Origin of the sequence: Mycolicibacterium moriokaense, from assembly GCF_010726085.1 — a bacterium.
In the GTDB taxonomy this organism is placed as follows: domain Bacteria; phylum Actinomycetota; class Actinomycetes; order Mycobacteriales; family Mycobacteriaceae; genus Mycobacterium; species Mycobacterium moriokaense.
Window position 1 is genome coordinate 2,131,066 of the sequence record NZ_AP022560.1, and the last position, 24,150, is coordinate 2,155,215.

22 protein-coding genes are annotated in these 24,150 nt (G+C 67.4%); 11 read left to right on the forward strand and 11 right to left on the reverse strand.

Annotation, left to right across the window (positions count from 1 at the left end; translation table 11 throughout):
• Entirely contained in the window at positions 1–534 is a 534-nt protein-coding gene (locus G6N43_RS10465) for an LppP/LprE family lipoprotein (protein WP_083152472.1), read from the reverse strand.
• Between the two features lie 112 nt (positions 535–646).
• Here G6N43_RS10465 and G6N43_RS10470 point away from each other — a divergent pair, with 112 nt between their 5' ends.
• From G6N43_RS10470 to G6N43_RS10480, 3 genes are read left to right on the forward strand one after another with little or no spacing between them, the layout of a single operon-like run.
• Complete coding sequence (locus G6N43_RS10470) at positions 647–2,341, forward strand: DEAD/DEAH box helicase (protein WP_083152178.1); 1,695 nt, start codon at positions 647–649, stop codon at positions 2,339–2,341.
• On the forward strand, positions 2,338–3,480 hold the full coding sequence (locus G6N43_RS10475; RefSeq protein WP_083152176.1) for an acyltransferase family protein: 1,143 nt from the start codon (positions 2,338–2,340) through the stop codon (positions 3,478–3,480). The genes G6N43_RS10470 and G6N43_RS10475 overlap by 4 nt, the downstream gene beginning before the upstream one ends.
• Before the next feature lie 27 nt (positions 3,481–3,507).
• A complete protein-coding gene (locus G6N43_RS10480) occupies positions 3,508–4,227 on the forward strand; it encodes a siderophore-interacting protein (protein ID WP_083152173.1) in 720 nt (239 codons plus the stop codon).
• Positions 4,228–4,231: 4 nt separating this feature from the next.
• Here the strand turns inward: G6N43_RS10480 and G6N43_RS10485 are convergent, their stop codons facing one another.
• The 4 genes from G6N43_RS10485 to G6N43_RS10500 all read right to left on the reverse strand — a co-directional run bounded on the left by G6N43_RS10485 (position 4,232) and on the right by G6N43_RS10500 (position 9,192).
• Positions 4,232–4,813, reverse strand: a complete 582-nt coding sequence (locus G6N43_RS10485; protein ID WP_083152170.1) for a TetR/AcrR family transcriptional regulator — start codon at positions 4,811–4,813, stop codon at positions 4,232–4,234.
• Positions 4,813–6,054 carry a cytochrome P450 gene (locus tag G6N43_RS10490; RefSeq protein WP_083152167.1) on the reverse strand — a complete coding sequence of 414 codons (1,242 nt, stop codon included), beginning with the start codon at positions 6,052–6,054 and terminating at the stop codon, positions 4,813–4,815. The genes G6N43_RS10485 and G6N43_RS10490 overlap by 1 nt, the downstream gene beginning before the upstream one ends.
• Positions 6,055–6,146: 92 nt before the next feature.
• On the reverse strand, positions 6,147–7,514 hold the full coding sequence (locus tag G6N43_RS10495; RefSeq protein WP_083152165.1) for an FAD-binding oxidoreductase: 1,368 nt from the start codon (positions 7,512–7,514) through the stop codon (positions 6,147–6,149).
• A 22-nt stretch (positions 7,515–7,536) separates the two neighbouring features.
• Complete coding sequence (locus tag G6N43_RS10500; RefSeq protein ID WP_083152162.1) at positions 7,537–9,192, reverse strand: L-lactate permease; 1,656 nt, start codon at positions 9,190–9,192, stop codon at positions 7,537–7,539.
• A 130-nt stretch (positions 9,193–9,322) separates the two neighbouring features.
• Between G6N43_RS10500 and G6N43_RS10505 the strand changes: the two genes are divergently transcribed.
• A complete protein-coding gene (locus G6N43_RS10505) occupies positions 9,323–11,938 on the forward strand; it encodes a LuxR C-terminal-related transcriptional regulator (protein ID WP_083152159.1) in 2,616 nt (871 codons plus the stop codon).
• A gap of 55 nt (positions 11,939–11,993) precedes the next feature.
• Here the strand turns inward: G6N43_RS10505 and G6N43_RS10510 are convergent, their stop codons facing one another.
• Entirely contained in the window at positions 11,994–13,232 is a 1,239-nt protein-coding gene (locus tag G6N43_RS10510; protein ID WP_083152156.1) for a multidrug efflux MFS transporter Tap, read from the reverse strand.
• 59 nt (positions 13,233–13,291) lie between these two features.
• Here G6N43_RS10510 and G6N43_RS10515 point away from each other — a divergent pair, with 59 nt between their 5' ends.
• Complete coding sequence (locus G6N43_RS10515) at positions 13,292–14,191, forward strand: uracil-DNA glycosylase (RefSeq protein ID WP_083152153.1); 900 nt, start codon at positions 13,292–13,294, stop codon at positions 14,189–14,191.
• A gap of 13 nt (positions 14,192–14,204) precedes the next feature.
• A complete protein-coding gene (locus G6N43_RS10520) occupies positions 14,205–15,242 on the forward strand; it encodes an LLM class flavin-dependent oxidoreductase (RefSeq protein ID WP_083152151.1) in 1,038 nt (345 codons plus the stop codon).
• 29 nt (positions 15,243–15,271) lie between these two features.
• Here the strand turns inward: G6N43_RS10520 and G6N43_RS10525 are convergent, their stop codons facing one another.
• On the reverse strand, positions 15,272–15,712 hold the full coding sequence (locus G6N43_RS10525) for an HIT family protein (protein WP_083152149.1): 441 nt from the start codon (positions 15,710–15,712) through the stop codon (positions 15,272–15,274).
• A gap of 115 nt (positions 15,713–15,827) precedes the next feature.
• Between G6N43_RS10525 and G6N43_RS10530 the strand changes: the two genes are divergently transcribed.
• The gene (locus tag G6N43_RS10530; RefSeq protein WP_083152146.1) at positions 15,828–17,204 is read left to right on the forward strand and encodes an amidase; all 1,377 of its coding nucleotides are present in this window, start codon (positions 15,828–15,830) and stop codon (positions 17,202–17,204) included.
• Here the strand turns inward: G6N43_RS10530 and G6N43_RS10535 are convergent.
• Complete coding sequence (locus G6N43_RS10535) at positions 17,201–17,698, reverse strand: DNA-deoxyinosine glycosylase (protein WP_083152143.1); 498 nt, start codon at positions 17,696–17,698, stop codon at positions 17,201–17,203. The genes G6N43_RS10530 and G6N43_RS10535 overlap by 4 nt on opposite strands.
• Before the next feature lie 40 nt (positions 17,699–17,738).
• Between G6N43_RS10535 and G6N43_RS10540 the strand changes: the two genes are divergently transcribed.
• The 3 genes from G6N43_RS10540 to G6N43_RS10550 all read left to right on the forward strand — a co-directional run bounded on the left by G6N43_RS10540 (position 17,739) and on the right by G6N43_RS10550 (position 20,278).
• Positions 17,739–18,857, forward strand: a complete 1,119-nt coding sequence (locus G6N43_RS10540) for an adenylate/guanylate cyclase domain-containing protein (protein ID WP_083152140.1) — start codon at positions 17,739–17,741, stop codon at positions 18,855–18,857.
• Positions 18,858–18,926: 69 nt separating this feature from the next.
• Positions 18,927–19,340 carry a hypothetical protein gene (locus tag G6N43_RS10545; RefSeq protein ID WP_083152137.1) on the forward strand — a complete coding sequence of 138 codons (414 nt, stop codon included), beginning with the start codon at positions 18,927–18,929 and terminating at the stop codon, positions 19,338–19,340.
• A 26-nt stretch (positions 19,341–19,366) separates the two neighbouring features.
• Entirely contained in the window at positions 19,367–20,278 is a 912-nt protein-coding gene (locus G6N43_RS10550; RefSeq protein WP_083152134.1) for an NAD-dependent epimerase/dehydratase family protein, read from the forward strand.
• Here the strand turns inward: G6N43_RS10550 and G6N43_RS10555 are convergent.
• From G6N43_RS10555 to G6N43_RS10565, 3 genes are read right to left on the reverse strand one after another with little or no spacing between them, the layout of a single operon-like run.
• Entirely contained in the window at positions 20,262–22,457 is a 2,196-nt protein-coding gene (locus tag G6N43_RS10555) for a heavy metal translocating P-type ATPase (RefSeq protein ID WP_083152469.1), read from the reverse strand. The genes G6N43_RS10550 and G6N43_RS10555 overlap by 17 nt on opposite strands.
• A 1-nt stretch (position 22,458) precedes the next feature.
• Positions 22,459–23,343: a DUF8832 domain-containing protein gene (locus G6N43_RS10560; RefSeq protein ID WP_083152132.1), complete on the reverse strand. Its 885-nt coding sequence runs from the start codon at positions 23,341–23,343 to the stop codon at positions 22,459–22,461.
• Positions 23,343–23,552, reverse strand: coding sequence for a heavy-metal-associated domain-containing protein (locus G6N43_RS10565; protein ID WP_083152129.1), 210 nt, complete (start codon positions 23,550–23,552; stop codon positions 23,343–23,345). The genes G6N43_RS10560 and G6N43_RS10565 overlap by 1 nt, the downstream gene beginning before the upstream one ends.
• A gap of 154 nt (positions 23,553–23,706) precedes the next feature.
• Here G6N43_RS10565 and dtd point away from each other — a divergent pair, with 154 nt between their 5' ends.
• Positions 23,707–24,138, forward strand: a complete 432-nt coding sequence (gene dtd, locus G6N43_RS10570; RefSeq protein ID WP_083152126.1) for a D-aminoacyl-tRNA deacylase — start codon at positions 23,707–23,709, stop codon at positions 24,136–24,138.
• The last annotated feature ends 12 nt before the right edge of the window (positions 24,139–24,150 follow it).

Consider the following 24,150-nt stretch of genomic DNA (forward strand, 5'->3'; position numbering starts at 1 on the left):
TCAGCCTCCCGTGTTGCCGATCAGCTCCACTCCGTTGCCGTTCCAGCGGAACCGGACGACGCTGTCCAACCCCGAAGCACCGTTCGAGTACCGCAGCGCGACGGTGTCTCCGGTGCTCGCGGTCTTGTCAATGCCGTTGAATCCGTAAGTGTCCGGCACACCGCTGGAAATGAACTTGCCGAGATGGAACATCACCGCGCGGGTGTTCGGGTTCTCCGCGTTGGTATTGGCCTTCACGATCACCACCGACAGCTGAGCGCATTCGTTGTAGTTGCCCGCCAGCGGCTCGGGATTCCAGCCCTGGTTGCTGCGCGGGTCGCGGGGCAGCTCCGACACCGCGGCGGCGATCGCGGGTGCGGCCAGGTTGACTTCGCATGGATCGGCGGTATCGGCGGACGGGCTCGGACCCGACGCGGCCGGTGCGCTCGGCGGCGCTGTGCTGACCTGGGGCGCGGTTGGTCCCGGAGTCTTGGAGGCCGTGGAGTCGCTCGATCCGCACCCGACAACCACCGATGCGACCCCAGCCGTCAACATCCCGATCACGACAGCCGACTTCACGGTGCGCCACGGTACCGAAACCCGGCACGACGATCCTGCAGGCCGTGCGGCGGGTCGGGCACGCGACGGGCACTAGACTCGACGACTGATGACGTCCTCCGACCCGGACGAGAGCCGGGAAGATCTGACCTTCGACGACCTGCAGATTCACCCTTCGGTGCTGCGGGCGATCGGCGACGTCGGATACGAATCCCCTTCGGCCATCCAAGCCGCCACCATTCCGCCCATGATGGCCGGCTCCGACGTCGTCGGCCTGGCGCAGACCGGCACCGGCAAGACCGCAGCCTTCGCGATCCCGATCCTGTCGAAGATCGATCCCGGCAAGAAGGACACCCAGGCGCTGGTGCTGGCGCCGACGCGTGAGTTGGCGTTGCAGGTCGCAGAGGCGTTCAGTCGCTACGGCGCCCATCTGCCCCAGATCAACGTGCTGCCGGTCTACGGCGGCTCGTCCTACGGTCCACAACTGGCCGGTCTGCGACGCGGCGCCCAGGTGGTCGTCGGTACTCCGGGTCGGGTGATCGACCACCTCGAGAAGGGCACGCTCGATCTCACCCACCTCGACTATCTGGTGCTCGACGAGGCCGACGAGATGCTGCAGATGGGCTTCGCCGAGGACGTCGAACGCATCCTCGCCGACACCCCCGAGTACAAGCAGGTGGCGCTGTTCTCCGCCACGATGCCGCCCGGCATCCGCAAGATCACCAAGAAATATCTGCACGACGCCGTCGAGGTGGCCGTCAAATCGAAAACGGCCACCGCAGAGAACATCACGCAGCGCTACATCCAGGTCGCCGGTCCGCGCAAGATGGACGCCCTGACCCGTCTCCTCGAGGTCGAGCCGTTCGAGGCGATGATCGTCTTCGTTCGCACCAAGCAGGCCACCGAGGAGGTCGCGGAGAAACTACGGGCCCGCGGTTTCTCGGCGGCCGCGATCAACGGTGACATCCCGCAGGCGCAACGCGAACGCACGATCACCGCACTCAAGGACGGCAGCATCGACATCCTGGTGGCGACGGATGTCGCGGCGCGCGGTTTGGACGTCGAACGCATCTCGCACGTGTTGAACTACGACATTCCGCACGACACCGAGTCCTACGTGCACCGCATCGGGCGTACCGGTCGCGCGGGTCGCTCCGGGCAGGCGCTGCTGTTCGTGTCGCCGCGGGAACGGCACATGCTCAAGGCGATCGAGAAGGCGACTCGTCAACAGCTCACCGAAGCCGAACTGCCCACGGTCGAGGACGTCAACGCACAGCGGGTGGCCAAGTTCCGCGATTCCATCACCGACGCGCTGACCGCCCCGGGTTTCGAGTTGTTCCGGCGGATGATCGAGGACTACGAACGCGAGAACGATGTCCCGATGGTCGACATCGCCGCCGCGCTGGCCGCGCAGTCGCGCGACGGTGAGCAGTTCCTGATGAAGGAACCGCCGCCGGAGAAGCGCCGTGAGCGCCCCGAGCGGACCGAGCGCGACCGCGAGCGTGGGCCGAAGCAACGCAAACCGGGCCAGGGGTTCGCGACGTACCGGATCGCGGTGGGCAAGCGGCACAAGGTGAGTCCCGGCGCGATCGTCGGCGCCATCGCCAACGAGGGCGGTCTGCACCGCAGCGACTTCGGCCACATCTCGATTCGCCCCGACCATTCGCTGGTGGAGCTGCCCGCCAAGCTGTCGCGTGACACCGTGAAAGCCTTGGAGCGCACCCGCATTCAGGGCATCCTGATCAATCTCCAACCCGATCGTCCGCCGCGAAAAGGCGGGAAATCCGGCCACAAGTCCAAATGACCCTGTCCGGCAGCGTCGACGCACAGGGCGGCCTGGAGTCCGTCGGCAAGCCCGAGCGCGTCGCCTCGCTGACCGGAATTCGCGCGGTCGCGGCGCTGCTGGTCATGCTCACTCATGCCGCCTATACGACGGGCAAGTACACGCACGGCTACATCGGCCTGGTGTGGTCGCGCGCGGAGATCGGTGTGCCGGTGTTCTTTGTGCTCTCCGGCTTTCTGCTGTTCGGTCCGTGGGTCAAGGCGGCGGCGACGGGCGGTGCGTCGCCGTCGGTGCGCCGCTACGCCTGGCATCGGGTGCGACGCATCATGCCCGCCTACGTCGTCACCGTGCTGGCCGCGTACCTGCTGTACCACTTCCGCACCGCGGGGCCGAACCCCGGACATACCTGGGAAGGACTGTTCCGTAACCTCACGCTGACCCAGATCTACACGGACAACTATCTGTATTCGTTTCTGCACCAAGGGCTTACGCAGATGTGGAGCCTGGCGGTCGAGGTCGCGTTCTATGTCGTGCTGCCGGTGCTGGCCTATCTGCTGCTCGTGGTGCTGTGCCGGCGGCGGTGGCGGCCGGGCCTGTTGTTGACCGGCCTCGGTGGGTTGGCGTTGATTAGCCCGGCATGGCTGATCCTGGTGCACACCACCGACTTTCTGCCCGACGCTGCGCGGCTCTGGCTGCCGACGTACCTCGTGTGGTTCATCGGCGGCATGGTGCTCGCGGCCTTACAGCCGCTGGGTGTGCGGGCGTACGGACTCGCGTGTATTCCGCTCGCGGTGGTCAGCTACTTCATCGTGTCGACGCCCATCGGTGGGGAGCCCACCACCTCACCCACCGAGCTGCGCGACGCGTTGGTGAAGACGGGCTTCTACGCCGTGATCGCCACGCTGATGGTGGCGCCGCTGGCGCTGGGGGACCGCGGCCTCTACGCACGGTTTTTGGCGTCGCGGCCGATGGTCTTCCTCGGTGAGATCTCCTACGAGATCTTCCTGATCCACCTCGTGACGATGGAACTGGTGATGGTGGAGATCGTCCGGTACCCGATCTACACCGGCTCGATGTGGTGGCTGTTCATCGTGACGTTCGTGGTGACGGTACCGCTGGCCTGGCTGTTGCATCGCCTCACCCGCGTGCGCTCCACTTGACGCTCATGTTAGGGTAACCTAACTTGTATGTCCGAATCGAGGCTCTCGCGCGGATTGCCCGGCGCGGTGCTCAAGCTCTTGGGCGCGGGCGATCACACGCTGACGGTCACGGAGCGACAGCAGCTCACCCCGCACTACCTGCGACTGACCTTTACGGCCGGTGATCTGCTCACCGCGCATGCGCTGCACCCGACGATGTGGATCCGGATGTGGTTCGCCGACGGGGACAAGCTGCATCAGCGCGGCTACACGCTCGTCGACCCCGACCCACAGGCGGGTACCGTGGCCATCGAGTTCGCACTGCATGACGGCGTCGCGGCCAACTGGGCGCGGAACGCGAAGCCGGGGGACAGCGTCGACGTGACGGTCCTCGGCAGCAATTTCGCGCTGCCTCAGCCGAGGCCGGCGGGCTACATCATCGTCGGCGACACGGCCTCGCTGCCCGCGGTCAACTCGCTGCTCGACGCGATCGAAGACACACCGTCGTGGGTGTTCCTCGAGGCCGCTCACGAGGACGACAAGCAACTGCCGGTGCGAGGTCGCGCCACCGATGTCGAGTGGGTCGACCGAAAGAACAACGGCGAGGCGCTGATCCAGGCCATCAGCTCGTCGGTGTTCGACGCCTCCGACCATTTCGGCTGGGTGGCGTGCGACAACCGCACCACCCGCGCGGTCGCGAAGGTGCTGCGCGAGGACTACCGCATGCCGCGCAAATCCATCAAGGCGCAGGCGTATTGGGTGGCCTGACGTCCTAGCCGGTGGTCTGGGGCGACGGCACCACGATCGGCACCACGAACTCCTCGATCATCGCGCGCTCGTCGGCCTCGTCGTGGCCGGGGAAGACGAGGAGCGACGTGATCACTCGCACCAGCCAACGGGCACGGTGCGTGACGAGCTTCGGATCGTCGGGCGCCAAGGAGATGACGAACGCCTCCGTCAGCGCCCTGATGACCTCCGACTGCTCGGCGATGTCACCGCCGATCGGGCGCTGCGTCGTCGCGAACCACGATGACAGGGCGGGACTTTCGCGGACATTACGCAGCGAGGTCAGAATTCCCTCGACTAGGCGATCGCGCGGATCCTGAAGTGCGTTCAGCTGATCGGTCATCTCACGGTAGAGCCGGTACGACTCGCGGTGCACGTACGCGGTGTAGAGCGCCTCGCGGTTCTCGAAGTACCGGTACAGCGTCGCACGGGAACAGCCTGCCGCCGAGGCGATTTCGTGCATGCCGACGGTCGCGGCATCTTTCTGCGCGAAGAGTTGGTCCGCCGCGTCGAGGATGCGGTCGGCGGCCACCTCGGTGCGCCGCTCGGCCAGCCAGTCGCCGGCCATCAGGCGACCACCGTGAACGGAATGGAGAGCGGCCGACGCACGTAACTTCCTCCTGCCCAGACGATTCGGTCCTCATCGACCTCGAAGTCGGGTATGCGCGTCAAGAGTTCGGTCAGCGCAACCCGCGACTGCATTCGTGCGGCCGCGGCGCCGAGACAGTGGTGGGCGCCGTGGCTGAAGGTCAGGATGTTGCGCGGGTTGCGCGTCACATCGAGGTCGCCCGCGTCGTCACCGTACTGGCGTTCGTCGCGGTTGGCGGAGCCGTAGAGGAACATCACGCGCCTGCCCTCGGGGATCATGGTGTCGCCGATCGTCACATTGCGGGTCACCGTCCGGCCGAGCATCTGTACCGGCGAGGTGAGCCGCAGGAATTCGTCGACGGCGTCGGGGATCAGATCAGGGTTGCCGGCCAACAGCTTTCGCTGATCGGGTCGCTGGTGGAGCAGCTGTACAGAGCCGCCGAGCATGCCGGTCGTCGTGTCGTTGCCTCCAGTGACCATGGTGAACGTGAAGGCGAGAATCGACAGCACACCGGCGATGTCCCCGTCGGCGCCGACGCCGGCCGCCACCAGATGCGAGACCGTGTCGTCCTCGGGCTCGGCGCGGCGCTTCTCGATCAGCGTGGTGAAGTAGGCCATCATCTCGCCAAGTGCGTCGCCGAGGTTGCCCAGCGCCGCCGTGACGCCGCCCTCCACGGTGTTGCCCGCGACGATCGCCTCGGTCCACCCGTCGAACTTGCCGCGATCCCCTTCGGGCACACCGAGATAGTGCGCGACCACCATCGACGGCAGCGGTTTGAACAACTCGGTGACGATGTCGCCGCCGCCGTTGGCCTTGATGCGCTCGATCCGCTCGATGACGTATTCACGCACCTTCGGCTCGACCGCCTCGACCTGTCGAGGTGTGAAGCCGCGCGACACCAATTTCCGGAACTCCGTGTGCACCGGCGGGTCCTGCATGACCATCGGCGGATTGTCTGCCAGGCCGATGAGATCGAGTTCGCCGTAGTTGACCGTCAGACCCTGCGCCGACGAGAACGTTTCGTGATCACGAGCCGCTCTGAAAATGTCCGCGTGCCGCGACAGCACGAAATAGTCGTGATCGGGTCGGTCGACCGGTACGACATGGTGCACGGGATCGTGGTCACGCAGCGCCCGGTACATCCCCCAGGGGTTCGCCCACGACTCAGCGGTCGCGAGCTGAAAGCGGGGACGAGAGCTCTGAGACAGAGCAGCTGCCATGTCTCATTGGTACGACAATTCACATGATCGTGTCAATACCCCGGCGATTTGTGTGCAAAAAGGAGCGGTCAGCGCTCCCGAACGCACACAAATCAGATGGCCGCGCCGGGGTTGAGGATGTTGTCGGGGTCCAGGGCTGCCTTGATCCGCCGGTTGAGTTCCATCGCCTCAGGGCCGATCTGCCCCTCGAGCCACGGACGCTTCAACCGGCCGACGCCGTGCTCGCCGGTGATCGTTCCGCCCAAGCCGACCGCCAGATCCATGATCTCGCCGAACGCCTGGTGTGCGCGTTCGGTCATGGCCGCATCGGCGGGGTCGTAGACGATGAGCGGGTGCGTGTTGCCGTCGCCCGCGTGCGCGATCACCGAGATCAACAGGTCGTGATTGGCGGCGATCTTCGCCACCCCGCTGACCAGATCGGCCAGTGCGGGCAGGGGGACGCCGACGTCCTCGAGCAGTAGCGAGCCCTTCAACTCCACGGCGGGGATGCAGAACCTGCGGGCGGCGACGAAGGCCTCACCCTCGTCGGGGTCGGACGTCGAAAAGACTTCCGTCGCACCGTGTCTCGTGAACACGTCAGCCATGAATCGAGCATCCTCGATGCCGGAGGCGCCGCGGTCGTCCGTCGCGGCCACCATCATCGCGGCGGCGGTGCGGTCCAGACCCATCCGCAGCTTGTCCTCGACGGCGTTGATCGACACCGAATCCATGAACTCCAACATCGAGGGGCGCATCTTGCCGGTGATGGTGACTACCGATTTCGCCGCGGCCTCGACCGAGTCGAACGTGGCGACGACCGTGCTGGCAACCTGTTGCGGTGGCAGCAGGCGCAGGGTCACTTCGGTGATGACGCCGAGCGTGCCCTCGCTGCCGACGAACAGCTTGGTCAGCGAGAGCCCCGCGACATCCTTCAGTCGCGGGCCGCCGAGCCGCACCGCGGTGCCGTCAGCGAGCACCACCTCGAGACCGAGCACGTAGTCCGTCGTGACCCCGTACTTCACGCAGCACAGCCCGCCGGCGTTGGTGGCGATGTTGCCGCCGATGCTGCAGATCTCGAACGACGACGGGTCCGGCGGATACCAGAGCCCATACTCCGCGACCGCCTTCTTGACCTCGGCGTTCAGCAGGCCGGGCTGCGTGACCGCGGTGCGGGTGACCGGGTCGACGGTGATGTCGCGCATCTTCTCGGTGGTCAGCACGATTGCGCCGTTGAGAGCCGTTGCGCCGCCGGACAGCCCGGTGCCCATGCCGCGCGGCACGACCGCGATCTTGTGGGCGGTGGCCCACCGCATCGTCGCCTGCACGTCCGCCGTGCAGCGCGGCCGCACCACCGCCAGCGGCGTGCCCGCGCTCGGATCGAAGGCCCGGTCCTGCCGGTAGGACGCCAGGATGTCGGGATCGGTGACGACGGCTCCGTCGGGCAGCTCGGCGATCAACCCATCCAGCACTTCGGCGCTCACGAATCGATCCTACGAGCCCGCGTCACGGCACCATCCAGTCCAGTACGGGCGAGGCCTGCAGCCCGGAGAGGATGCACATCAGGACCAGGAACCCGAGGCTCCACAGCACGACGCGGCGGAAGATGTCGCCTTCCTTGCCGTCGAGACCGACCGCGGCCGCGGCGATCGCCAGGTTCTGCGGCGAGACCATCTTGCCGAGCACGCCGCCCGAACTGTTCGACGCGGCCATCAGCACGTCCGACAGCCCGGCCTGATTGGCGGCGGTCACCTGCAACGCACCGAACAGCGAGTTGGACGACGTGTCGGATCCGGTGACCGCGACACCGAGCCAGCCCAGGATCGGCGACAGCACCGCGAACGCCCCTCCCGCGGCGGCCATCCAGGTGCCGAGCGTGATCGTCTGACCCGAGGTGTTCATCACGAACGCCAGCGCCAGCACCGCCATGACGGTCACGATCGCCCACCGGAGTTGGTGCAGCGTCGCGCCGTACGCCTTCAGCGCCCGTGGCACCGAGAGTTTCAACGCCACCATCGTGAGGATTCCAGCGAAGAGCATCTGGGTGCCCGGGGTGGTGAGCACGTTCAGGCTGAACTTGGTGAGCGACAACGGATCACCGTCCGCGTCGACGATGTTGAGCCCAGGCCAGTTGAACGCGACCGTGGCCTTGTCGAGCAGACTCTTCACCGCCGAGATCTGACCCACGACGAAGACCGCGATGATGATCGCGTACGGCGCGTACGCCCGGATGACGTCGGCGCGCGAATCACTAGGGGCGTCGGCGTTCTCGACCCGCTGCGCGAAATCGGCGGACGGTTTGTCGGCCGCACCGCCGGCCACGACGGCCGGTTGCTCGGTGTACGCGTGCCTCGGCCGCCAGAACCGCACCAGCGCCACGACCGCAGCGGCGGACAGCAGCGATGCCACGACGTCGGCCAGAGGCACCGACAGAAAGTTCGACGTGGCGAACTGGCCGAACGCGAACACCACTCCGCAGACCACCGCGGCCGGCCAGGTCTCCCGGATACCGCGCCTGCCGTCGACGATGGCGACCAACGCCAGCGGGACGAACAACGCCAGGATCGGGGTCTGCCGTCCCACCATCGCGCCGAGCGTGTCGGCGGGCAGCTCCGTGACCTTGCCCAGCGTGATGATGGGTGTGGCCATGGCGCCGAACGCGACCGGTGCGGTGTTGGCGACCAACGCGAGGACGGCCGCCTTCAGCGGCTTGAAGCCGAGCGCCATCAGCATCACCGACGTCACCGCGACCGGCGTGCCGAACCCGGCGAGCGCCTCCATCAACGCACCGAAGGAGAACGCGATGATGATGGCCTGGATCCGCTGGTCGTCGCTGACCTGACTGAACGACCGGCGCAGAACGTCGAAATGTCCCGTCTCCACCGTCATCTGGTAGACCCAGATCGCGTTGATGACGATCCACAGAATGGGGAAGAAGCCGAACGCGGCGCCCTCGCTTCCGGCGAGCAGCGTCTGTCCGACCGGCATGCCATAGACCACGACGGCGATGACGATGCTGACGGCCAGCGATATCAGCGACGCCACCCACGCGGTCACCTTCAGCGCGCCCAGCAGGACGAACAACAGCAGCAGCGGTATCGCCGCGACCGCAGCACTCCACGCGAGCGAATTGGCAACCGGATCAAGGACTTGCTGATACATGGCCTACCTTTGTTGTGGTCCGCGTCACATCCAGTCCCGGTTACCCCTTGCGCCTCGGATGTGAAACGCCGCAGCGGCAATCCCCGTCATTCGCAGCCGTCACCAACTCGAACGGGGTTATAGTCGCGCCGTGATCAGCGGGGATCCGCTGGCGGGTCGCGACGCTGAGCTCTCGACAATTCGGCGCTCGCTCAGCGGAAGCAGCAAGAGCTCCGGCGTCGTGATCGTGGGGGCCGCGGGTGTCGGGAAGACCCGGCTCGCACGCGAGGTCCTTGCGCGCGCCGAGGCCGAGGGTGAGCGCACGAACTGGATCGTCGGCACCGAATCCGCGCGAGCGCTTCCGCTCGGCGCCTTCACCGCGTTGATCAGCGATCCGCAGGGCGATCCTCTACCCAACGTGCGGTACGTGATCAATTCCCTTGTCGCGCAGCATCGTCAGGGCAGGATCCTGATCGGTGTCGACGACGCCCACCTGCTCGACGGATTGTCCGCTCACGTCGTGCACCAGCTCGCCCACAGTCGCGCGGCGCGCCTCGTGGTGACGTTGCGGGCCGGCACGAAACCGCCCGACGCGATCACCGCCCTGTGGAAGGACGACCTGCTCACGCGCCTCGATCTGGAGCCGCTCACGGTCGAGGCGACCCGCGCCATGATCGAGGGTGCTCTGGGCGGTGCCGTGGACGCCCGCAGTGCGCGACGCTTCTGGAAACTCACCGGGGGGAATGCGTTGTTCCTCCACCAACTCGTTGCGGATCAAGTCGCCGCGGGTCGGATGCGGATGATCTCCGGTGTGTGGATGTGGGACGGCGACGTCGCGGTGTCCCAGAGCATCAGCGACATGGTCGGCAGGCAACTGCATGAACTCACGCCGGAGGTGGCCCTCGTCGTCGACACCCTGTCGCAGTGCGAACCGTTGGCCGTCGATGTGCTCTGCGATCTGGTGGGGCGCGACGACCTCGAGACCGCCGAGCAGCTGCACCTGATCACCATCGAGCGGTCCGGCGGTCAGCTGATGGCCCGGCTGGCTCACCCGCTGTACGGCGAACTCCGCCGGGCCGGGGCAGGCGAGATGTACCTGTCGAAGATCCGGGGCCGGCTGGCGCAGCGATTGGCGAAGGATCCGGACGCCGATTCGCAGGCGACGGTGCGCCGGGCCCTGCTGGCGCTGGAGTCCGATCTGCCGTCCGATCCGCAGTTGTGCCTTCAGGCAGCGCAGTACGCGATGACTCTGCTGGACCTCGAGTTGGCGGACCGCTTCGCGACGTCGGCTGCGTCGGCGGGAGCGCCCGATGCCCTCGGGGTGCGTGCGACGAATCTGCTGCTCGTCGGTCGCGGTGCGGAGGCGGAGGAGGTGTTGGCCGCGATCGGCGAAGACGAAGGGGCACACCAGTGGGCCACGTTGCGCGCGGCGAACATGATCTGGATGCTCGGCCGCTGCAGTGACGCCGCGACCCTGCTCGGGGAGCTGGCCCGCGGTGCGGAATCGCCGGCCGACGTGGCCGCGCGAACCGCGATAGAGGCCTGCGTCGACGCGGCCTCCGCTCGGTGTGACTCCGCAGCGGAAAAGGCTGTAGCGGCACTGGATTCCGGCGTGCTGTCGGATTTCCACGCGATGATGGCCTCGGTGGCGCTCACGATGGCACTCGGTGCGCTGGGGCGGGGGGACGACCTCACCACCGTGGCGCAGGCCGCCCTGGATCGGTCCATCACCTCATTTCAGGCGTCGCACATGCGGTTCTGGTTCGGCAGCGTCTACGCCAGGGCCTGCAGGCTGACCGGCCGGATCGACGAATGCGTGGCGATGGTCGAGCGGCTCGCCGACTCGGCACGTGAGATTCCCAGCCTGGCTTACGCCAACCTGGCCTCGCTGATGGGTGTCTCGGCGTTGATGCGCGGCGACGTCCGCGCCGCCGTGAAACTTCTGCACGAGGCGCTCGCCGGTGTCGAAAGACACGGTGTCACAACCGGTTTGCGCCCTGCCACCTGCTTCTCGCTAGCTGAGGCGCACGCAAAACTCGGTGAGGCGGAGGCCGCCAAGGAGGCGATCGCCGAGGCGCAGGCCGGTGTTCCGCCCGATTACCTGTTCATGCAGACGGCGCTGAGCATCGCCACCGGGTGGTCGCTGGCCGCCAACGGCTGCCTCAGCGAGGCGATCGCCACCGTGCAGTCGGCCGCGGAGGTGGCGCGCGAACGCAATCAACCGACCCACGAACTGGCGTGTCTGCAAGTGGCGGCGCAGTGGGGTGACGCCTCCGGAGCTTCGCGGGCGCGTCAGCTCGCCGACGAGTTGGGGTTACCGCTGGCGAAAGCCGTTGCCCGGCATACGGAGTCGTTGAAGACCAACGACGGCGAAGGTCTGCTGGCGGCGTCGAGTGAATACCAGGAGATCGGGGACCGCGCCGCGGCAGCCGACGTCGCCGCACAGGCCGCGGTGGCGTTCACCGGGAACCAGCAGCGCAAGCGCGGCCTGTGGGCCGCCGCGGTGGCCAAGGAACTCAGCGACGCCTGCGGCGGGTTGTGCACGCCTGCGTTGCGCAGTCCCGCGGGGCAGCCGTTGACGGGTCGCCAGCGTGAGATCGTCGAACTCGTGTTGGCGGGGCTGACCAACCGCCAGATCGCCGACCGGCTGGTCATGTCCGTGCGCAGCGTCGAGGGCCACGTGTACCGCGCGTGCCAACGCGTCGGCGCGAGCTCACGTGAGGAGCTGGCCGCGATCGCTCGTGCCGGTCCAGCCGCAGCACGCTGAAAGTCGATGGACGGCAAGCGGAGCGCCGACCCAACGTTGATGCTGCGCTGACCGCTCAGCTCGGTGGTTCCACCGGGGGACGGTCGAGGTCGCGCAACGCCGGCAGGAAGACCGCGACGACGCCAAGGAGCAACATCGGGAGTGACAACGCCAAAAACGTCGCGTGCAGACCCGCGGCGTCGGCCAGCGGACCCGCCACGATCAATCCGAGTGGACCCGCGGCGTAGGCGAGCGAACCCATCACCCCGACCACCCGCCCGCGCAGGTGCTGCGGCGCCCGCGTCTGCATGACGTAGTTGTAGATCGGCGCGATCGGCCCATACACGAGCCCGACTACGGCGCACAACACCAGGATCGTCGGCAGCGGCGGAAGGTACGCGATCACCGTCATCGCCACGCCGAGCGTGAGGACCGCGGTCAGCATGGTCGTGCGCCTGCTCATGTACTTGGACAACACGGCGTAGCCCAGCGCACCGACCAGACCGCCGACACTCAACGCCATCAGCACCCAGCCCAACTGCGCGGGCTCGTTGCGATCGGTGAAGTACTTGGGGAACAGGACTGACTCCATCGGCATGTAGAGGCCGGTGGCCGCCAGGTCGATGAACGCCAACGTGCGCAGCACCCGGCTGTGCCAGACGAACCGCAGTCCCTCGACGATGCCCGCCCAGACGTTGTGCGGCAGCGCCTCTTTGTCCGGTCTGCCCGTGCCCTCCAGCTTCAGCACGCTGATCGCGATGATCGACAACACGAACGCCGCGGCCGTCGCCCACATGGTGTTGACGCCCCCGAGGGTGGCGATCAGCAGGCCGCCGATGCCCGGCCCGACGATGTAGGCCAGGTTGAAGATCGCCTCGTAGACGCTGTTGGCGTGGTCCAGGGTCCAGCCCGCACGCTTGGCCGCCTCCGGCAGCATCGTCTCGCGGGCGGTCATCCCCGCCGGATCGAAGAACGCGCCGACCGCTGCGAGCGCCGCGAGCACGGCCACGTTGACGGCGTCGGCCCCGAAAGTCAGCGTCAGCACGGGTACGGACGCGACCGACACCGCCGACAACGTGTCGGCGATCATCGAGACACGCCTGCGCCCCAGGTAGTCCACCGCGGCCCCGGCGATCAGGGTGGCCGCCAGCAGCGGTAGCGTCCCGGCCATCGCCACCAGCGACGCCTCGAAGGTAGAGCCGCTGCGCTGCAACACAAGCCACGGGAACGCGACGATCGAGATGCCGTTGCCTGCACCGGCCATCAGCGCGGCGAACAGGATCAGATAAAGCGGGCCGCGCTTGCTATTCGTCATAGGGATCGGGACAGAATCTAGCAGTGGCCAGGGCCGCTCGGCACGCCCATTTCCCCAGCATGCACAGTGGTCCTGTGAACACCAAGCTCCCGCATCCGCGTACCGGCGAGCTGTTTGACTCACCCGTACCCCCTGGTGTCGGGTGGCCAGGGGACCTGGCCTCGGCCGAGACCGTGGTCGCGGCGACGCCCGCGCAGGTGGTCCGGCGGGCCCGCGCGGTGACGACGATCGAGCAGCTGGACGCCGAGGTGTCGGTGTGCCGAGCGTGCCCCCGGCTGGTGAAGTGGCGCGAAGACGTCGCCGTCGCCAAGCGCAAGTCCTACGCCGACCAGCCGTATTGGGGTCGGCCGATACCCGGGTGGGGGTCGTCGCAGCCGCGGGTGTTGATCGTGGGCCTGGCGCCAGCGGCGCACGGCGGCAACCGAACCGGCAGGGTCTTCACCGGCGATCGATCCGGCGACTTCCTCTTCGCCGCGCTGTATCGAGCCGGTCTGGCGAATCAGGCCCTCTGTACCGATGCCGCTGATGGCTTGGCGCTCAACGACACTCGCGTGGCCGCCGCGGTGCGCTGCGCGCCGCCCGCCAACGCACCGACGCCACAGGAGCGGGCGGTCTGCGCTCCGTGGCTCGACGCCGAGTGGCGACTCACGAAGTCGTCGGTGCGGGTGATCATCGCGCTCGGCGGGTTCGCGTGGCGGGCCGCGCTCGAGATAGTGCGCAACGGCGGCGGTGTCATCGGGTCGCCCGCGCCTCGGTTCGGCCACGGCGCCACCGCCGACCTCGGCGGGGTCACGCTGATCGGGTGCTACCACCCGAGCCAGCAGAACACCTTCACCGGGCGCCTCACCCCGGCGATGCTGGACGACATATTCGGTCAGGCCAAGCGACTTGTGTGCGTCGAGGAGCGTTCACCGCAGCAAAACGCACACAAATCGCGGGAACGACGGGCCACGTCGTAGCGTTGTTGGTGCCATGCGCCTTTCTGTCCTAGACCTCGTGCCGGTACGCACCGACCAGTCGACATCGGATGCGCTGGCGGCATCGACCGCCCTCGCGCAGACGGCTGACCGGCTGGGATACACCCGCTACTGGGTCGCCGAGCACCACAACATGCCGTCGGTCGCGGCGACCAGCCCGCCGGTGGTCATCGCCCACCTCGCCGCCCACACCACGCAGCTGCGGCTGGGCTCCGGCGGTGTCATGCTGCCCAACCACGCGCCGCTGGCCGTCGCCGAGCAGTTCGCGCTGCTGGAGGCCGCGCATCCGGGCCGCATCGATCTCGGCATCGGACGGGCGCCCGGGTCGGATCCGGTGACGTCGATGGCGCTGCGCGGCGCCGCGGGCCGCGACGATCGGGACATCGAGGCGTTCCCGGACTATCTGGACGACGTCGTCGCGCTGATGAGCGCCAAGGGCGTGCGGGTCCCGATCCCGAACCAGCGCTACATCCTCAAGGCCACACCCGCCGCGGTGACGGAACCGAAGCTGTGGCTGCTTGGTTCGTCGATGTATTCGGCCCAACTGGCCGCGGTCAAAGGTCTGCCGTACGTGTTCGCACACCACTTCTCCGGCCAGGGCACCGCCGAGGCGCTGGCGGTGTATCGGTCGGAGTTCCGGCCGAGCGACCTGGCGCCCGAACCCCTGACATTCCTCACCGTCAACGCCGTCGTGGCCGAAACACACGACGAGGCAATGGCTCTGGCGCTGCCGAACCTGCAGATGATGGCGCGGCTGCGGACCGGGCAACCGCTCGGTGCGCTGGATCTCGTCGAAGACGCGCAAGCCGCGGTGCTCAGCCCGCAGGCGGAACACATCGTCGAGGCGGTCCTACGTCGTTCCGTCGTCGGCTCGCCGACCGACGCCGCCGACCAGATTCGCGCGCTGGCTGACGAGTTCGGTGTCGACGAGGTCATGGTCAACCCCGCCGCCTCGGCACACCGCGGCACCGACCCCGCGACCGCACCTGGTCGGGACACGACGCTGGAACTGCTGGCGAAAGAGCTGTTCTAGTCAGGCTTTTGGCGTCAGCCTGAGCGAGCTCATGACGTCTCTTCCTGAGCGTCGAGTTTCTCGAGCGCCTCACGCAACAGACGTCCGGATTCCTCGCGGTTCGGGTCGTGCCGCAGCAGCATGCCCTTGGCGAAGGACAGCTTGTCGCCGCTCTGCCGCGGCAGGACGTGCAGATGGATGTGGAACACGCTCTGGAAGGCGGCCTTGCCGTCGTTGATGACGATGTTGTTGCCGTCGGCGTGCAGGCCGGACTGGCGTGCCGCCCGCGCGATGCGCTGGCCGATGGTCATCATCGCGGCGACCGTCTCAGGGGGCGTATCGGTCAGGTCGACGCTGTGCTGCTTCGGGATCACCAGCGTATGGCCCCTGGTGAACGGGCGGATGTCGAGGATTGCCAGGTAGTCGTCGTCCTCGTAGATCCTGATGGCCGGGGCTTCGCCGGCGACGACAGCACAGAACACACACGACATTCCGCCACGGTAGCGGTTGGACTCTGGCCCCGTTTGGACCGCACAACCCGCACCCGTTTCGTAGCCTGTCGGCAGCGCAGCGCCGTCGGGTGCGCGGTGAGCACGGAGGTGTCGGATGGACGATCGCGAACTCGCCTTCGCGGGCGCTGCGCAGCAGGCCCGGTTGCTGGCCGACGGCGCCATCACCGCACCCGCGTTGCTCGAGGTGTATCTGGAACGCATCGCCCGCCTCGACCCCGAACTGCGGGCCTATCGCGTCGTCCTCGCCGACAGCGCCCGCGAGCAGGCCGCCGCGGCCCAGGCCCGCCTCGACGCGGGTGAGCGGCTGCCGCTGCTCGGTGTGCCCATCGCCATCAAGGACGACGTCGACGTCGTGGGGGAGGTGACGGCAATCGGGTCCGCCGCGCACGGACCCGCCCGCACCGCTGACGCCGAAGTGGTCCGGCGGCTGCGCGAGGCCGGTGCCGTCATCGTCGGCAAGACCAACGTGCCGGAGATGACGCTGTGGTCGTTTGCCGAGACCCTCACCTTCGGTGCGACCAGAAACCCCTGGAACACCGACTACACCCCGGGCGGCAGCAGCGCCGGAAGCGGTGCGGCGGTGGCCGCGGGACTCGCGGCGATGGCATTGGGGTCCGACGGTATGGGGTCGATCCGGATCCCGTCGACGTGGTGTGGGTTGTTCGGGCTCAAGCCGCAGCGCGATCGCGTGCCGATGACGCCTCACGACGACGCGTGGAACGGGTTGACCGTCAACGGGCCGATGGCGCGCACTGTCGAGGACGCGGCACTGTTTCTCGATGTCACGAGCGACGAGTCCGGCTTCGTCGTAGCAGCGGCGAAAGACCCTGGCAGGCTTCGGGTTGCGATCAGCACCAAGGTCCCGCTGGGCGTGGTGGCTCGCGTGGGCGCCCCGCAGCGAGCGGCGGTGGAGGAGGCGGCGGAGCTGCTGCGTGAGCTCGGGCACAGCGTCGTCGTACGCGATCCCGACTATCCGGCCACCGGTCTGACCCATGCGCTGTCGCGGTACTTCCGCGGGGCTTATGACGACGTTTCGGCGCTGCCCCGGCCGGACCGGCTCGAACCCCGCACCCGCAACTTCGCGCGAATCGGCGGGTTGATCTCCGATGAGCGGATGAACCGGATCAGGGCGACGGAGAGCGTCCTCGCCGAACGCGTCATGTCCATCTACGACGACGTCGACGTCCTCCTCACCCCCGGCACGGCGTTGGGCCCGTCGCGTATCGGCGCCTACCAGCGGCGCGGCGCGGTGTCGACGCTGATGCTGGTCGCGGCTAGGGTGCCGTTCCAGGCGATGTTCAACGCGACCGGCCAGCCGGCGGCCGTCGTGCCATGGGGATTCGACGGAAACGGGGTACCGACCTCGATCCAGCTGGTCGGCCGGCCATTCGACGAGGCGACCCTGCTCTCACTGAGCGCCCAGATCGAGAAGGCACGACCCTGGGCCGACCGTCGGCCCCCCGTGTCCTAGTTGGCGGTGAGGGCCTCGCGCCAGAGCTTCAGTTTGTCCTCGTAGCGCATGGTCTGAGCCGGGCTGGTCGACGGTAATCGCTGGTAGTGCACATCGGGTGCGACCCGCACGAGTCGGTTGAAGTTCTTCTCCGCGGCCGCACCGTTGAAGAGGATCCGCCTGATGCCCGGCTGTGCGATGAAGAGTTCACCAAAGTCGTTGGGCACCATGCTGTCCGGCTGCACCGCCGAATCGAGACTGCCGGTGCGCCTGCACGACTTCAGCACGTCCCACACCGCGATGCCATGCGCCACCAGCGCGGCGGCCCGGTGCTCGTACGGGTCGTCGGCGGCGAACCCGTACAGCTCACCGGTGATCCGCCAGAACGCGTTGCGCGGGTTGCCGTAGTACTGCCCCGACGCCATCGACATCACGCTGAGCATGTTGCCGAGGATCAACGTGTGCGCCCCCTCGCCTGCGATCGGCGGAAGGCCGTGCACCAGCGGCGCGCCCATGTGCCGAATATTGCACGCCCGCGGGGTATACGTTGAGCCGGTGGCCGAAGAACGCGATCTCGAGGCGTCCGGGCTGCTCGACGGGCTTGAGGGGAAGGCCCGCGCTGACCGCCTCGAGCTCGTCGAATGGCTGCTCGAGAAGGGCTACAGCGTCGAACAGATCAAAAGCTCGTACGCGCCGATGCTGCTCCCGGCCCGCCGGTTGCTCGGTGACGACGGCGTTTACGTCTCCGCGCGCGAGACCTGCGAGAAGACCGGTATCGACCTCGAGCTCCTGAAGCGCTTCCAACGGGCGATGGGGCTGCCGAGCATCGACGATCCTGACGCCCCCATGCTTCTGCGCGCCGATGCCGAGGCGGCGGCCTTCGGGCAGCGCTTCGTTGAGTTGGGTATCGACCCGGACCAGCTGGTACAGGTGACGCGGGTGCTGGCCGACGGCCTGTCGAGGGCGGCTGAAGCGATGCGTTACGCGGGTTTGGCGTCGATCCTCGATCAGACGGCGAGCGAGCTGACCATCGCGAAGAACTCCGAGGCGCTCGTGGGTGCGGCCGCGCCGATGCTGGAACCCATGATCCAGGAGATGCTGCGACTACAGCTGCGGCATCTGTTGGAGACCGAGGCGATCAGCGCATCGGAAATGGCTGAGGGCCAAGGACTTCCGGGCGCGCGCCTGGTGAGCATCGCCTTCGCCGATCTCGTCGGGTTCACCCGACTCGGCGAGATGGTTCCGCCGGAGGAGCTGGAGGGGCTCGCGCACCGGCTGGCCGACCTCGCCCACGAGGTCGCGGTGCCGCCCGTGCGCTTCGTCAAGACCATCGGCGATGAAGTCATGCTCGTCAGCCCCGATCCGGTGCTACTGCTGGAAGCCGTGTTGACGTTGGTCGGCGAAGCGGAACGCGACGAGGGGTTCCCGCGACTCCGGGCGGGGATGGCCACGGGGGAGGCCGTCAGCCGCGCCGGTGACTGGTTCGGCAGTCCGGTGAACCTCGCGAGTCGAGTGACCGGCGCCGCCCGTCCCGGTTCGGTTCTGGTGGCCGAGTCCACCCGTGAGGCCATCGGCGACGACGAACGGTTCACGTGGTCATTCGCAGGCGCACGCCACCTCAAGGGCATCTCATCCGACGTCAAGCTGTTCCGCGTCCGACGGTCGGCCGACTGAGAGGGGTGGGGCGGTATTGCTACGCGCAGACCAGCCCGAAGGCCGGCTCCGGTCGTTTACGATCCAGGAATGAACCGGACCGCCGTGGTGATCGGGTTGACGTCGACGGTCGTGTTGGCCGGCATTGCGAGCGCAAGCGGTGCACACGCGCAGCCGCCTCCGCCGAATCCCGGTCCGTGCAACTTCACGCTCTCCCCGCCCCAGGTGGTCCAGGTCGACGGCGTCGCGAAGGTGACCGCCACGCTGACCCCGGCAGGCTGCCTGGCGCCGTGGAAGCCCAAGTTCGCCGTTGCGTGTGTATCCGTCGTCGGCCAGGCCGATCAATGCATGCAGTCCCGCGACGCCGCTCCCGCGCAGGTGTTCTACGAGCCGTACGAGCCCGGGAAGACCTATGAGTCGTCCGGTCGGGGCTGCGGTGCGATCTTCGACTTCACGACCGACCCGAACTGTCTGGTGCTGGGGCCGGTAAACGCGCCGCTGTAACCGCGGCGCGGCTCTACGATCAGCCGATGCGCGGTTCGAAGATTCTCATCACCGGCCCAACCGGTCAGGTCGCCATGCCGGTCGCCAAGGCGCTTGCCGTCGAGAACGAAGTGTGGGGGATCGCCCGTTTCACCGACACTGTCGCGCGGGATGACCTGGAGAAGGCCGGGGTGCGCTGCGAGACCGTCAACCTCGCGGGCGGTGACTTCTCGGGAATCCCGCCGGATTTCGACTACGTCATCAATTTGGCGGTGGCCAAGAGCGGTCGCTGGGACAAGGATCTTGCCGCCAATGCGGAGTCGGTCGGACTCCTGATGGCGCACTGCCGGGAGATGAAGGCCTTCCTGCACTGCTCGTCGGGAGCCGTCTACGACCCACCCGGCGACGAACCCCGTACCGAACGCGCCGCGCTGGGCGACAACCACAAACCGTTGTTCCCAACGTATTCCATCTCCAAGATCGCCGGTGAGGTGGTCGTCCGCACGATGGCCCGCGCACTCGGCATTCGCAGCACCATCGCCCGGCTCAATGTCCCGTACGGCGACAACGGTGGATGGCCGTTCTTCCACATGGAGATGATGCTGAGCGGCATGCCGATCCCGGTTCCGCCCGGGGGCCCGGCCCGCTACAACCTCATGCACGAGGACGACATCATCGCGACTCTTCCGAAGCTCCTCGAGATCGCGTCGGTTCCGGCCACCACCATCAACTGGGCAGGCGAGCAGTTCGTCAGCATTCAGGAGTGGTGCACCTACCTCGGCTCACTCGTCGGTGTGCAGCCGTCGTTCGAGGAGAGCGACCAGGCGTTGCGCGGCAACCCTCTCGACGTCACGCTCATGCGTGAACTCGTCGGACCCGCGACCGTCGACTGGAAGGACGGCCTGCGCCGCATGGCGGCCAAGTTCCACCCGGAACTGGTGACTAGCGCGACGGTGTGAACCGGCGCAGTCGCAGGCTGTTGCTGAGGACGAAGACGGAACTGAAAGCCATTGCGGCGCCGGCGATCATCGGGTTGAGTAAGCCCGCGGCGGCCAACGGCAGCGCGGCGACGTTGTAGGCGAACGCCCAGAACAGGTTGCCCTTGATCGTCGCCAGCGTGCGGCGCGACAGCCGGATCGCGTCCGGGACGGTGCGCAGGTCATTGCGAACGAGAGTCAGATCGCTCGCCTCGATCGCCACGTCCGCGCCGCTGCCCATGGCGAGTCCGAGGTCGGCCTGTGCGAGGGCGGCCGCATCGTTGACGCCGTCACCGACCATCGCGACGATCTTGCCCTCGGCCTGCAGACGCTTGACCACGTCGACCTTCTCCTCAGGCAGTACGCCTGCGATCACCTCGTCGATGCCGACCTGTTGGGCGACCGTGCGCGCCGTCGCCTCGTTGTCACCCGTGAGCAGGATCGGGGTAAGGCCAAGAGCGCGAAGCTCTTTGACTGCCTCGGCGGAGGTCGTCTTGACCGCGTCGGCGACCACCAGCACACCGAGGGCGGTGTCGTCCAGGCCGACCACAACCGCCGTGTTGCCCGCGGATTCCGCGCTCCGCACGGACTCTGAAAGTTCCTCGGACATCTCGCTGAACAGCCGCCGTCGCCCGACTGTCACCTTGGCGCCGTCAACGACACCTCGGACGCCGAGTCCCCGCAGATTGGTGAAGTCCGTTGCCTGGGGGAATTCACCCACCCTGGCCTGCGCGCCCGCCGTGATGGCCTTCGCAATCGGGTGTTCGGAGGCCACCTCGAGTGCCCCCGCGAGGCGAAGCAGCTGTTCGGGCCGCTCACCGTCCGCGGTGATCACGTCGACGAGCGTCATCGTGCCGGTGGTGACCGTACCCGTCTTGTCCAACAGGATGGTGTCGACTTCCTTGGTCGATTCCAGCACCTCGGGGCCTTTGATCAGAATGCCCAACTGCGCTCCCCGGCCGGTACCGACCATCAACGCCGTCGGCGTCGCGAGACCTAACGCGCAGGGGCACGCGATGATCAGCACTGCGACCGCCGCGGTGAACGCCGCCGCCACCGGTCCGCCCGTGCCGATCCAAAATCCGAGCGTCGCAACGGATAACGCGATGACGATCGGGACGAAGACGCCGGCGATCCGGTCGGCCAGACGCTGGGCCTGCGCCTTGCCGTTCTGCGCCTCCTCGACCAGTCGGCTTATCTGGGCCAGCGCGGTGTCGGCGCCGACCCGGTTGGCCCGCACCACCAGTCGGCCGTCAGCGTTGACAGTGGCACCGACCACCTCGCAGCCGGGTTCGACCTCGACGGGCACCGATTCTCCGGTCAGCAGCGACGCGTCGACGGCGGACCGTCCCTCCACGACGACGCCGTCGGTGGCGATCTTCTCGCCGGGGCGGACCACGAACTCATCGCCGACCTTCAGCTCTTCGATCGGGATGCGTTGTTCGGCACCGCTTCTCCGTACCGTCACATCCTTGACCCCGAGTTCCAGCATCGCGCGCAGTGCCGCACCGGCACGTCGCTTGGACCTGGCCTCGAAATAGCGCCCGGCGAGAATGAGGGTGGTGACGCCTGCCGCGGCCTCGAGGTAGATGTTGCCGCTGCCGTCGCCGCGGCCGATCGTCAGCTCGAACGTATGCGTCATACCCGGCGTCCCTGCCGCACCCCAGAACAACGCGTACACCGACCACCCCAGCGCGGCCAGGGTGCCCATCGAGATCAGCGTGTCCATGGTGGCGGTGCCATGACGCAGATTCGCCAACGCCGCCCGATGGAACGGCCAAGCGCCCCACAGCACCACGGGCGCCGCCAGCGCCAGCGAAACCCACTGCCAGTACATGAACTGCAGTGCGGGCACCATCGCGGTCGCGACGACGGGCACCGTCAAGGCCACACAGATCAGCAGCCGCCAACGCAGCGCGGCTGTCGGATCCTCTTCCGCCTCAGCCTGTTCCGACGTCGGCAGATGGGCCTGATAGCCGGCCTGCTCGACCGTCTTCACGAGCTGATCGGCGGTGACATCGTCGCCGAACTCGACGCGGGCCTTCTCCGTCGCGAAGTTGACCGTGGCGGTGACGCCGTCGATCTTGTTGAGCTTCTTCTCGATTCGACTGGCGCATGACGCACACGTCATGCCGTCGACCGCGAGTTCTACGACCGACATGTCAGTGCTGATGTCCGCCGCCACCGCCGCCGGACGGTGCCGCTTCCTGCGCGGTGTCGGTGATGTTCACGGTGAACGCGGCGGTGCGGACGACGTCGCCGTGCTGGAAATCGAGGAACAGCCGGTAGGCGCCTGCGCTGGGAAATGTCGTGTGGAACACGATGTCCGGGCCCGGTGTGGTGGTGTTGTCGCCCACCTGGCCCATCGGATGCACATGCAGGTAGGCCAGATCGGACGCGCGTATCGCGACGAGGTGTCCGTACGCGCCGAGATAGGGCTGCAGGTCGCGAACGGGCTTGCCGTCCCGGCTGACCGACAGGGTCAGCATCGACGCTTCATTGGCCTTCGGGGTGCCGTTCAGTGTCACGTTGAAGCCGTCGACCTCCGCTGTCGTCGACGCCGGGGGCAACGGTTGCGGGTCGTACTTTCCTGCGACGTGCAGGTTGGCTGCCAGTGTCAACGCGGGGCCGCCGGATGGCATGAAATCGGCATAGACGCGGTAGTCACCCGCTCGCGAGAGGTTCAGCGGCACACTCCATGTGCCGTGTTCGTCCAGGGTCGGGTGGACGTGCTGGAACACGGCGAGGTCGTTGCGGACGACGATGAGATGCAACGGTCGCTCGTGGGTTTCGACATAGCGCTGCACCGGTGCGCCGGACGCACTCAGGATGCGGAACTTCAGCGTCGTGTTCGGTCCTGCGTTCGCGATCGAATCGTCCAACGCGAGCGTGTACCCGTCCTGCGTCGACTGCAGGCCGCCCGGCAGCTCCTCGGCGGCAGCGACGGTCTGTTCATCCTTGCTGACGGCGTTGCCGACCCACACGGCGATGGCGAACACCGCGGCCAGTGCGACGACGAACGCGATGACCTTCTGCCCGGTCTTCATCAGCTCGCCAGCTGGTAGCCGGCATCCTCGATGGCGGTCCTGATCGCGGACGGCTCGACCACTTTGTCACTGTCGATGGTGACGGTGCCGCTGGCCAGGTCCACCTCGACCGCCCGGACACCCGGGATCTCCCTGACCTCCTCACGGATCGACGCCGCGCAATGTCCGCAGCTCATCCCGGTGACCGTGACGGTTGTCGTCGTGCTCATGACTACATCAGTACCATACCCCCATGGGGTATGACAAACGGCCCCCGGAACGTCGGGTCTTGCGCGCCACCCCGGCGAAACCTACCCCCATGGGGTATATCTCAACCACGTCTACATCGTCGCCGTCGTCGCGTACATGGCAGCATCGGCAGCCATGCGTGTTCTGGTGCAACGGGTGACGTCGGCGGCGGTACGGGTCGACGGCGAGGTCGTCGGTGCGGTGCGTCCCGAGGGCCAAGGGCTGGTCGCACTGGTGGGTGTCACCCACGATGACGACACGGCCAAGGCGCAGCGGCTGGCCGAAAAGCTTTGGCAATTGCGCATTCTCGATGACGAGAAGTCGGCGAGCGACGTCGGCGCACCGATCCTGGTCGTCAGCCAGTTCACGCTGTACGGCAACACCGCCAAGGGGCGCAGGCCCACGTGGAACGCCGCCGCTCCGCGTTCGGTCGCCGAGCCGCTCGTGACTGCGTTCGCCGACGCGCTGCGCGAACTCGGCGCACGTGTCGAGACCGGTGTGTTCGGTGCGGATATGCAGCTCGAGCTCGTCAACGACGGTCCGGTGACGGTGATGCTCGAGATGTGATCACGCTGGCGT